Annotated in this window: 8 protein-coding genes and 1 pseudogene; 8 read left to right on the forward strand and 1 reads right to left on the reverse strand. The window is 37.6% G+C overall.

Annotated elements, in window-relative coordinates; genetic code table 11:
• The 8 genes and pseudogenes from murD (at nt 1) to lpxC (ending at nt 10610) form a co-directional block, all read left to right on the forward strand.
• Nucleotides 1-1317: a UDP-N-acetylmuramoyl-L-alanine--D-glutamate ligase gene (gene murD / locus CIPSTX3056_RS01940; RefSeq protein WP_072666524.1), complete on the forward strand. Its 1317-nt coding sequence runs from the start codon at nt 1-3 to the stop codon at nt 1315-1317.
• A gap of 56 nt (nt 1318-1373) precedes the next feature.
• Nucleotides 1374-2525, forward strand: coding sequence for a cell division protein FtsW (gene ftsW, locus CIPSTX3056_RS01945; protein ID WP_072666278.1), 1152 nt, complete (start codon nt 1374-1376; stop codon nt 2523-2525).
• 3 nt (nt 2526-2528) lie between these two features.
• A pseudogene (murG, locus tag CIPSTX3056_RS01950) lies at nt 2529-3586 on the forward strand (undecaprenyldiphospho-muramoylpentapeptide beta-N-acetylglucosaminyltransferase).
• 117 nt (nt 3587-3703) lie between these two features.
• Entirely contained in the window at nt 3704-5149 is a 1446-nt protein-coding gene (gene murC, locus CIPSTX3056_RS01955) for a UDP-N-acetylmuramate--L-alanine ligase (RefSeq protein ID WP_072666279.1), read from the forward strand.
• Between the two features lie 37 nt (nt 5150-5186).
• Entirely contained in the window at nt 5187-6107 is a 921-nt protein-coding gene (locus CIPSTX3056_RS01960; protein ID WP_072666280.1) for a D-alanine--D-alanine ligase, read from the forward strand.
• A gap of 988 nt (nt 6108-7095) precedes the next feature.
• Nucleotides 7096-8352: a cell division protein FtsA gene (ftsA, locus tag CIPSTX3056_RS01965; RefSeq protein WP_072666281.1), complete on the forward strand. Its 1257-nt coding sequence runs from the start codon at nt 7096-7098 to the stop codon at nt 8350-8352.
• A gap of 72 nt (nt 8353-8424) precedes the next feature.
• On the forward strand, nt 8425-9600 hold the full coding sequence (gene ftsZ, locus CIPSTX3056_RS01970) for a cell division protein FtsZ (protein WP_072666282.1): 1176 nt from the start codon (nt 8425-8427) through the stop codon (nt 9598-9600).
• 92 nt (nt 9601-9692) lie between these two features.
• Nucleotides 9693-10610, forward strand: a complete 918-nt coding sequence (gene lpxC / locus CIPSTX3056_RS01975; RefSeq protein WP_072666283.1) for a UDP-3-O-acyl-N-acetylglucosamine deacetylase — start codon at nt 9693-9695, stop codon at nt 10608-10610.
• Nucleotides 10611-10617: 7 nt separating this feature from the next.
• Here lpxC and CIPSTX3056_RS01980 read toward each other — a convergent pair whose 3' ends face one another.
• On the reverse strand, nt 10618-11139 hold the full coding sequence (locus CIPSTX3056_RS01980; protein ID WP_072666284.1) for a DUF721 domain-containing protein: 522 nt from the start codon (nt 11137-11139) through the stop codon (nt 10618-10620).
• Nucleotides 11140-11441: the final 302 nt, after the last annotated feature.

Genomic DNA, 11441 nt, shown 5'->3' on the forward strand with positions numbered 1-11441 from the left:
GTGAATAACTATACAGGCACAAAAGTCGTTATCATTGGCCTTGGGCTGACAGGAAGCGCGTGTGTGGATTTTTTTCTTACACGTGGCGTTATACCACGTGTAATAGATACGCGTATCAAACCTCCATTATTATATTCCCTACCAGAAAATGTTGAATATTGGCTAGGTGAGATCAATCATTCCTGGTTAATGAATTCCGATTTAATTATTATTAGCCCTGGTATTTCTCCTTTGCAACCATCTCTCATGATGGCCGCTCACGCAGGAATTGAAATTATTAGTGAGATTGAGCTTTTTTGTCGTGAAACACAGACTCCGATTGTTGCCATTACCGGATCTAACGGTAAAAGCACTGTTACATCTTGGTTAGGGGGTATGGCTAGATCTATGGGATGGATGGTTGGCATAGGTGGTAATATTGGTGTTCCAGCTCTTAGATTGCTCAATCAACCTGCACAACTATATATTTTAGAATTATCTAGTTTTCAACTTGAAACAACCTACAGTCTACAAGCAGTGGCAGCGACTATTTTAAATGTGAGCGAAGATCACATGGATCGATACCCACTGGGTATGCAGCAATACTGTTCTGCTAAACTACGTATTTACAAAAACGCCACACTATGTCTCGTAAATGCTGATGATGCGAATACTATACCGGTATGGAATGCCCATGCATGTTATCGTAGTTTTGGTGTATATACTGGAGATTATCACTTCAAGAATCAGAATAATAGTACCTGGTTGCAAGCTCTAGGAGAAAGTGTATTGAATATTAACGAGATGCGCATCACCGGTAAGCATAATTTTACTAATGCGCTATCTGTATTGGCCTTAGCCGATGCACTGCATATACCAAGAGGTATCAGCCTATCTTCACTGACTAGCTTTACTGGTCTAGAACATCGCTTCCAGATCATACATCAAAAAAATGGAGTTCAATGGATTAATGACTCTAAGTCTACCAATGTTGGCAGTACCACTGCAGCTTTACACAATTTAGAACCTGATGGGACCTTGTGGTTATTGCTTGGTGGAGATAGTAAGTCAGCCGATTTAACACCACTAAGCGAGCCACTGCAGAAGAAAGATCTGCGTCTTTACTGTTTTGGACGTGATAGAGACAAATTTGCAAAATTACGCCCAGAAATTACAGTTCAGACTGAGACAATGATCGAGGCTATGCTTGAAATTGCCTCTAAAGTTCAGCCTGGAGATATAGTGCTTTTAGCACCAGCTTGTTCCAGCCTAGATCAGTTTACTAATTTCGAAGAACGGGGCGCCTTATTTACTAAAATAGCACGAGAGGTTGGCTAATGCGTATAGCGTGTATTAGATTAGTCCGCTTTGTAATGTGTTGATGCAGAACTAAGATAGTAATCTTGAAGAACCATGAGAGGAACATACTGTTGCTATATGACCGTACCTTACTATGGTTAACGCTTGGTTTAACAATCATAGGTTTAATAATGGTAACATCAGCCTCAATAGCAGTTAGCCAGCGCTTAGTAGAAGATCCACTTCTTTTTGCTAAGCGTGATGCATTGTATTTGTTGTTATCTCTTGGAGTTTCTAGAATTACATTATGTATCCCTATGAGTGTTTGGCAACGCTTTAGTGGTAGTATGTTACTAATGGCAATTGCGCTATTATTTCTAGTTTTAGTAACAGGTAATTCAATTAATGGTGCAATTCGTTGGATTTCTTTAGGACCTGTCAGTATTCAACCTGCAGAATTGTCTAAATTATCATTATTCTGTTATCTATCTAATTATCTGGCGCGCAAAGTTCATGAAGTTCGGAATTATTTTTGGGGTTTTTTAAAACCTATGGGTGTTATGCTGATATTGGCAGTGCTATTGTTAGCTCAACCAGATTTAGGAACTGTAGTGGTTCTCTTTATTACTACACTCTCTGTATTATTTTTAGGAGGTGCAAAAGTATGGCAGTTTGTAGCGATCATCAGCTCTGGCATTGTTGCTATTAGTATTTTAATTTTGAGTGAGCCATATCGCATACGACGCATAATTTCTGTCTGGAACCCATGGAGCGATCCATTTGGCAGCGGTTATCAGCTTACTCAATCTTTAATGGCGTTTGCCAGAGGTGAATTCTTAGGGCAGGGGCTAGGTAACTCAATACAAAAATTAGAGTATCTTCCTGAAGCTCATACAGATTTTATATTTTCAATTATTGGCGAAGAATTAGGTTATCTTGGTGTTTTTATAGGATTAATCATGCTGTTTTTTGTCTCGTTTCGAGCAATGCTGATTGGACGAGACGCATTAAAAATTAATCAATGCTTTTCGGGATTTCTTGCATGCGCGATTGGTGTTTGGTTTAGTTTGCAAACGTTAGTAAACGTTGGGGCCACAGCAGGCGTGCTGCCAACTAAAGGTTTAACACTACCATTAATTAGTTACGGAGGTTCAAGCCTACTCATTATGTCAACAGCTATTGTATTTTTATTACGAATCGATTACGAAATACGTTTAACAAAAACTCAGGCATTGAAACGAGGGTAATAAATGACAAACAAAAAACTAATGGTAATGGCTGGTGGCACCGGAGGGCATATTTTTCCGGGTCTAGCTGTCGCTAATTATCTAATCAGATTAAACTGGAAAGTGCTTTGGCTAGGCACTTCTGAGAGAATGGAGTCACACTTAGTCCCTAAACATGGCATTGACATTCAATTCATCAAGATTAGCGGTTTACGTAATCAAGGTATTCTAAGCTTGATATCTTCACCAATTAGAATTTTATATGCCTGGCATCAAGCACGAAAAATTATTAAGTCATGGCAACCAGATGTAGTATTGGGAATGGGGGGCTATGTATCCGGTCCAGGTGCCTTAGCAGCATGGAGTTGTGGTGTACCTCTAGTGCTTCATGAGCAGAATGGTATTGCTGGATTAACTAATAAGTGGTTGTCTCGATTACCAGTAAAGTAATACAAGCGTTTCCAGGAGCGCTTACTTCTGCAGAAGTTGTTGGAAATCCAATACGTGAAAATATGTTGGTTCTGCCTGAACCATCTGTGCGTTTTTCAAGACGTCAAGGCTCAATCTGCGTACTCGTTCTGGGAGGTAGTCAAGGTGCAAATATACTTAACCAGACTATGCCTCAAGTAGCAGCAAAAATGGGTCGAAAAATTAATCTATGGCATCAGGTTGGTAAGGGTTCTCTTAATATCGTGAGAGAAAATTACGCTAAAGTGCAATATTCACCTTATTTAATATCAGAATTTATTGATGATATGGCAGCTGCCTATGCTTGGGCCGATTTAGTTATATGTCGATCCGGTGCTATGACTGTTAGCGAAATTTCTGCTGTTGGTCTTCCAGCAATCTTTGTCCCTTTCCAGCACAAGGACCGCCAGCAATACTGGAATGCACTACAATTAGAAAGAATTGGTGGCGCAATTATTTGTGAACAGAAGGAATTCACTGCTGATATAGTATCACAGACCTTAGCAGTATTGGATCGTCGCACACTTTTAGTCATGGCTGAAAAATCTCGCTCTATAGCTATATTAGATTCAACCACACGTGTATCCTCTGTAATCAAAAATGCGTTACGCTAATATTCCTGTATGAATAATACGCAATACATGTATTTATCTATGATGTGTTATAAATTGTTTTTATTTAAAATGTGTTTATCTAAAAATCTAAATGTAAAAAATAACTGGTAGGTTAAAATGGTTAACGCTAAGCCAGTGGATATAGTGGGTCTTATTACATCTAAAATGCGTTGTTTGCGACATTTTCATTTTGTTGGTATTGGTGGGTCTGGAATGGGTGGAATTGCTACAATTTTAGCACAGGAGGGTTATATAGTTAGTGGTTCAGAGTTATCACCTAACGCAATCACGCAATATCTAAAGACGCTTGGAGTGATCATCTTTGCTCATCATTGTCCAGAAAATATAAAAAACGCTCATGTATTAGTCATATCAAGCGCGATATCACAAGATAACCCAGAAGTGGTGGCAGCACATAAGGCCAATATTCCAGTCATCTTACGTGCAGAAATGCTATCAGAATTAATGCGGTCCCGATATGGAATTACTGTTTCTGGGACGCATGGAAAAACAACTACTACTGCCATGATTGCATGCATATATCAAGAAGGGGGTTTAGACCCTACATTTATTAATGGAGGAATGATCAAAGGAATTCGCGCTAATGCTCGTCTTGGAAAAAGCTGTTATTTGGTTGTTGAGGCAGATGAAAGTGACGCATCGTTTTTATACTTACAGCCAATCCTGGCAGTGATTACAAATATTGAAGCTGATCATATGGATACTTACCAGGGTAATTTTAACACACTTAAACAAACTTTTATCAAATTTTTGCATAATCTTCCATTTTATGGAAGAGCGATTTTATGTGTTGATGATGAAGCTATCCGTAGTATTATACCGCAAATAAAACGTAAAATTATAACTTACGGATGTAGAAAAAATGCTGATGTCCAGATTCAGAACTATCAACATCATAAAGGAAAAGGCTGCTTTCACCTGATACGTCAGAATAAACCATTAATAAAAGTTACCCTCAATACCCCCGGGCTGCATCATGCGCTTAATGCAGCTGCTGCGATAGCAGTAGCAACTGAAGATGGTATTGCCGATGCAGATATTATCTGTGCATTGCAGAATTTTCAGGGGGTTAGTCGGCGCTTCGATATTCTTGGTGAGTATCCATTAGCTCGAGTAAATGGTAGCAAAGGTACAGCTATATTGATTGATGATTACGGTCATCACCCAACAGAAATAGATGTTACTATCAAGACTATACGTGCTAGGTGGCCAGACAGGAACCTCATTATGATTTTTCAGCCACATCGATATACCCGTACTCGCGATTTGCATTCTGACTTTATTAATACGCTATCTCAGGTTGATGAGCTAATCATGCTAGAGGTGTACTCTGCCGGTGAATTACCAATAAGTGGAGCAGATAGTAATTCACTATGCCGTGCCATTCAGGATCGTCAAAAAATAAATCCGATTTTAATATCTAATCATGACAGAATAATAGACAATCTTCTTCCGAGATTAACAGGAAACAATCTTATTTTAGTGCAAGGCGCTGGAAATATTGAAACTGTTGCCTGTGATATTGCTAAAGCACTATTATAGTGTAAGTTTGTGTAATCCAGCAAGACAGGAGATTATGATGGCTGGAAAAGTAGCAGTCTTGATGGGAGGTTGCTCTTCGGAGCGTGAGATCTCTCTATTGTCAGGACAGGCCGTTTTGCATGGCCTAAAGGGTATTGGAGTTAATGCTTATCCTGTAGATACACGTGATTTTCCGATTGTTCAATTAAAACAAGAGGGATTTATTAAAGCCTTTATCACATTACATGGACAAGGTGGTGAAGACGGTACAATTCAGGCCGTGTTGGAGCACCTGAAGATTCCTTATACTGGAAGCAGAGTCTTAGCTTCTGCTCTGAGTATAGATAAAATACAGAGTAAATATCTATGGAAAGGTTATGGTCTTTCAACATCTCCTTTTATCTCATTGCATCAGTCGCAAATAAATGGAGGCTTATCTCAGAAAATAAAAAGAAAACTTAGTCAGCTAGGACTACCTGTATTTGTTAAACCGAATTGTTCAGGATCCAGTCTAGGTGTCTCACGTGTAAATTATATATCAGATTTAGAGCCAGCATTAATAAACGCTTTTCGTTATGATAAAAAAATATTAATAGAAGCGTTTCTCAGCGGCGACGAGTATACGGTCGGCGTAATTGGTACAACAGTCCTACCGTCGTTGCGAATTCAGTGCTCTAGAGAATTTTATAACTATCATGCCAAATATATTTCGCGTGATACCAAATATTTTTGCCCATCAGGTCTAAGTATTCAACAAGAAGAGGATTTAAAATCCTTGAGTCTTGCAGCATGGAATGCACTAGGCTGTGCAGGATGTGGCCGCATTGATGTAATGGCAGATTCTGCTGGACGTTTTTATTTGCTAGAAGTTAATACTTCCCCCGGAATGAGTAATCACAGTTTACTACCAATGGCAGCTAGCAAGGCGGGAATAAGTTTTTCAGAACTTGTAGGGCGTATCCTAGATTTAGCTAATTAAGAGCAATAGATCCAATTTTGAGGTTAATCTATGACATACGTTTATATCAAACAGTACTCAATCTAGTAATGATTCAATACTTCATAGATCTCATGATACCGCATACCATTATCAGACTCACACTAACAGTATATAACAAGCTACATACTAGTAATGATTAAATACTTCATAGACCTCATGATACCGCATACCATTATCAGAGTAACACTAACAGTATATAACAAGCTACATAGTAAACATCTGATAAACTGGAGACTAACATCAAACCTATATTAAAAATATAATATATGCACTTTTGCTTTAAAATATTTTCTTTAAAACAAAGAAATAAATATAAAAATTAAGATTTGTAGCAATCAATCCGTGTAATCTAACACCTATAGTTTTGTATGAATAAATACAAAATTTTAGCAATAGAATTGGTGTTGTGCTGTATAGATCAAATAGATTGTCTTATATGTAGCATACTGGGATCCATTAGCATCACACTGTATGCAAAGAATAATACATATGAGTTTAAATCTGTTGTGACTTCGAATCGAATCACCACAGTCCGCCTTTGATGTAGTAAAATAAGAAAAATAAGTAATGCACGGCATTTATTGAATTGTTTACCGTTTTAAACGGTGGAAGAGATAGAAAAATCTTTGCCACATTACTTCTCAAGTCAGTCTTGTTACAAGAAAGACAACCTCAATGAACAGTGTAATAGTATTAGCATATAGAGCGTTAATTCTCTTACATAATAACATGATGATCGATCAGGATACATATTAAATACAATAATATTATCGAACTATAAAAATATTGAGGTATGATCTGTAATATATATCTATTTTAGCTATTTTTAGAAAAAAATATCACATAAATATGTTATGTATGTGAGCTCTGCTAGTGCTATGATTTCTCTAAGAAGTTAATTACCTCATATTTCTCGAGATTAGATCACTAAGTGATTCTAATATAGTAATGTATAGGTTAAAGAGCAATGATCAAATTGATAGATAAAAAACTATTAGTAGGTTTAGAAATAGGAACTACTAAAATTGTAACCATAGTAGGAGAGGTTCTGCCTGATGGCATAATAAATATTATCGGAATCGGGGAATCTCTATCTCGTGGCATGGATAAAGGCGGTGTAACTAACCTTGAATTAGTAGTAAAATGTGTAAAAAAGGCAATAGATCAGGCTGAATTAATGGCAGATTGTCAAATTGAATCCGTTTATCTAGCTTTATCAGGCCAACATATTAGCTGTCAGAACGAAATAGGAATCGTTCCTATTTCTGAGGAAGAGGTAACGCAGGAAGACGTAGATACGGTTGTGCATACTGCTCAATCTGTGCGCGTGCGTGATGAGCACCGTATCCTGCATGTGATTCCACAGGAATATGCTATCGACTATCAGGAAGGAATTAAAAATCCAGTCGGCCTTTCTGGTGTGCGTCTGAAGGCTAAGGTGCATCTAATAACATGCCATAACGATATGGCAAAGAATATTGTTAAAGTAGTAGCCCGCTGTGGCTTAAAGGTAGATCAATTAATTTTTGCTGGCTTGGCATCTAGCTTGGCAGTATTAACTGAAGATGAGAAAGAGCTAGGGGTTTGCATGGTCGATATTGGTGGTGGAACTATGGATATAGGGATATATACTAATGGCGCCTTGCGTTATAGTAAAGTGATTCCATATGCAGGACATATTGTCACTAGTGATATTGCTTATGCCTTTGGAACTCCTCCCGCTGATGCAGAAGATATTAAATTACGTAAGGGGTGTGCATTAGGAACGCTTACTGTGCAAGATGAAGCTGTGGAAGTTCCAAGCGTAGGAGGCCGTTTACCCCAAAACCTTCAGCTTAAAACACTGACAGAAATTATTGAGCTACGTTATACAGAGCTACTGCATTTAGTCAATGATGAAATTGTACAGTTCCAAAATAGTTTATCTCAAAGCAATGCAAAATATCATCTTGCAGCAGGCGTTGTGCTCACTGGTGGGGCTTCACAAATCAACGGCCTAGTAGAATGTGCGCAGAGTGTATTTCATACGCAAGTCCGCATTGGACATCCAATTTATATTTCTGATTCAATAAAAACTATGCAGGGACCATCTTATTCAACGGTAGCGGGTTTACTGCATTATGGAAAAGAAGATCGAATTAATAATAAAAAAGCTATGAAACATAGAGCTTCAGTAAGTCTCTGGCTTACAAAAATCAATCGATGGTTAAAAAAAGAGTTTTAATTTTTTCTAACATAGGGATTATTCTTTATCTTTTAGTAACCCTAAAAGAATAGTATGTAATGGAGTGATATTATGTTTGAACCCTTAGAGTTAACTAATGACGCTATCATTAAAGTCATTGGCGTGGGTGGCGGTGGCGGAAACGCTGTTGAACATATGATCCGGGAAAGTATTTCAGGTGTTGAATTTTTTGCGATAAATACAGATGCCCAAGCATTGCGTAAAACAACTATTAGCCAAACTATCCAGATCGGTAATGCCATTACTAAAGGTCTGGGAGCTGGTGCAAACCCGGAGATAGGAAGAAACGCAGCCGAAGAGGATCGCGAGGTATTACGTCAGATACTAACAGATACAGACATGGTATTTATTGCCGCAGGTATGGGTGGTGGAACAGGTACTGGTGCAGCTCCAGTAGTTGCAAAAGTAGCAAAAGAATTTGGCATTCTAACTGTTGCTGTAGTGACAAAGCCGTTTAATTTTGAAGGAAAAAAACGAATGTCATTTGCAGAGCAAGGTATAACAGAACTGTCTAAGTACGTTGACTCATTAATTACTATCCCTAACGATAAATTACTTAAAGTGCTAGGTCGAGGGGTTTCCTTACTCGACGCATTTGGTGCAGCTAATGATGTCTTGAAAGGTTCGGTACAAGGCATTGCCGAATTGATTACTAGACCAGGTCTCATTAATGTTGATTTTGCTGATGTTCGCACTGTGATGTCTGAGATGGGTTATGCAATGATGGGGTCTGGTATTGCATGCGGTGAAGATCGTGCTGAAGAAGCGTCTGAAATGGCAGTTTCTAGCCCATTACTCGAGGATATTGATCTGTCTGGTGCACGTGGTGTCCTAGTAAACATCACTGCTGGTTTTGATCTTCGTTTAGATGAGTTTGAAACTATCGGTAACACTATTCGTGCATTTTCTTCTGATAGTGCCACCGTAGTGATCGGTACTTCATTAGATCCTGAAATGCACGATACATTGCGTGTAACAGTAGTGGCCACTGGTATTGGTGTGAGCAGGCGCCCTGATATAGCAGTAGTGACTGATAAAAAATCCATACATCATGCTATGATAGATGATCGTTATCAACAGCACGGACTACCGTCGATGACACTAGAATCAGAACCTATTGTAAGAACGGCACACGAACAAGAGACAAAGTTAAGTCAACCATCTAACTATCTAGATATCCCAGCATTTCTACGTAAAAAATCAGAATACAAGGATTCGAATGATTAGACAGAAGATCAGGTCTTTGACAGATACAATCTGTCAGCATTGTTTTATGCAATGCGCATTTACGGTAAGACGATTCATTTTGAGATCACAAAATGATTAAACAACGGACATTAAAGCGCACTGTTCAGACAACTGGTGTTGGTCTGCATACTGGAAAAAGAATTACCTTGACCCTGCGTTGCGCATTGGCTAACACCGGAGTAATTTATCGTCGTACTGACTTAAATCCTCCTGTAGATATTCCAGCTAAAGCGCAATCAGTGCGCGATACTATGCTATGCACGTGCTTAGTTAATGAGCATAAAGTCAGAATTTCAACAGTAGAGCATATTAATGCAGCTCTTGCAGGATTAGGCGTAGATAACATCATTGTAGAAGTTAATGCACCTGAAATCCCCATTATGGATGGTAGTGCGGCACCATTTATCTATTTACTAATGGATGCCGGCATCGTAGAATTAAATAGCGCTAAAACATTTGTACGTATTAAACAATCAGTACGAGTTCAAGAAGGTGAAAAATGGGCAGAATTTTCACCATATCATGGTTTTTCATTGGATTTTACAATTGATTTTAATCATCCAGCAATTGATGAAAGCACGCAGCGTTATTATATGGATTTCTCTACTGAGACATTTACATCCCAAATTAGTCGGGCACGTACTTTTGGATTTATACATGATATAGAAAATCTACAATGCCGAGGTCTATGTCTTGGAGGCAGCTTTGACTGCGCGATAGTGGTAGATAAATATCGTGTTTTAAATACAGAAGGTCTACGCTTTAAAGATGAATTTGTACGTCATAAAATACTTGATGCAATTGGTGATCTATATATGTGTGGCCATAGTATCATAGGTGCCTTTACTGCCTACAAATCAGGACATTCACTAAATAACAAACTGTTACAAACGGTGTTATCCCAGAAAGAAGCATGGGAACTGGCAACTTTTGAGCATACCGACTTACTACCAATCACATTTATAAAACCTAACCTACTATTTTCATAATCTAACACTATTGGTTATCGCTAAGTAACGTATCTCTGTTTACAGAGAACAGCGCTAATCTTTCTAAAGTATTTTTTAATTTTTCTGGACAGTCTTTTGCAATATGAAGCAAGATGTTTGCGCTTTTCTCGCCAAGTTGCCTAAATGGAGTTTTTAGTGTTTTTAGTGTGCATGCAGAGGGGTTATTGTCTTGTACAATCTTTTCTGCTCGCATTGTAATCGTGGGGTCGATCTTGATATGAATAGATATTAATGATGGTAATATTTGTTCTCTTATTATGTTAAGTAAATGAGTTTGCTCATAATGTAGATACATTAAATAATTAGCATTTGCTGCATGCAGTATTAAAATACCTTGATGTATGTTAGCTACATTATACCAAGGATACAGTGATTCAGGTATAACTTGTCGAATTAAAAGACGGATTCCGTTCAAGATTGTAGTTCGCTGATAAATACATTGTAATGTGCTTTGTTTTTGAGCTTTTTCTAAAAAACTTTGAATTAACTGTGGTTGATGATCGCGCATTTATCGGCCCCAAAAATAATAAATTTTAAATATTCCTAGAGATTTATGTTGTAAAGCTCTTAAATGTCAAGTCATTAACTGACATAAATTTTATTATACAAAATGTATCTTATTTAAATATATAAGTAATTTTATAAAATGTTTGATGTATAGGTGTATAATAACCTATATTTTATATATTTTATATATTTTACGGTTTTTAAAAATCTTGAATTCTCTAAAATGTCATAAAAGATTAGAGCTCAGTATGCTTGATAAACTGATAATATATATGAATATATATTAATTCACCTATAATTAAC

The sequence above is a fragment of the Candidatus Erwinia haradaeae genome, from assembly GCF_900698965.1.
Classification (GTDB): Bacteria; Pseudomonadota; Gammaproteobacteria; order Enterobacterales; family Enterobacteriaceae; genus Erwinia_E; species Erwinia_E haradaeae_A.